This window comes from Rhodococcus sp. KRD197 (assembly GCF_017168235.1).
GTDB lineage: Bacteria > Actinomycetota > Actinomycetes > Mycobacteriales > Mycobacteriaceae > Rhodococcoides.
This window is the reverse complement of record NZ_JABFAO010000079.1, coordinates 1-493: the sequence shown is the minus strand read 5'-3', so window position 1 is coordinate 493 and position 493 is coordinate 1. Positions and strand designations below refer to the sequence as shown.

At 69.0% G+C, this 493-nt stretch carries 1 protein-coding gene; it reads left to right on the top strand.

Annotation, left to right across the window (positions count from 1 at the left end):
• Nucleotides 1-493: HNH endonuclease (locus J1M86_RS25480; RefSeq protein WP_206511868.1), on the top strand; the 493-nt coding region annotated here is incomplete at both ends.

The window sequence follows — 493 nt, the reverse complement described above, 5'->3', positions numbered from 1 at the left end:
GTGGCAACGGCGGAGGCGGTGGCGGTGGCGGTGGCCGGGCTGCTGGTGACCGGGCCGCTGATCAACGCACGGCCGGTGACCGCGCGGGTGGCCCGCCGACACCCGACGACCCGCGCTGGCCGTTCCACCTCGACTGGACCGGCCCCATCAGCCGCCACCTCGCCGAACTACTCACCTGCGACGCCGACCTCACACCCGTCATCGTCGACGCACACGGCGTCCCACTCGCATTCGGACGCACCATCCGACTCGCCACACCAGCCCAACGCGACGCCGTCACCATCCGCGACCACTGCTGCGTCATGTGCGGGCGCCCAGCGCAATGGTGCGAAGTCCATCACATAACGTATTGGCAGAACGGCGGCGCGACAGACCTGAACAACCTCGCCCTGCTCTGCAGCGAATGCCACCGGCAGATCCACAACACCGACTGGCAACTCGCGATGGGAGAAGACGGCCACCCGCAGGTCATCCCACCCGCCGAAACCGACCC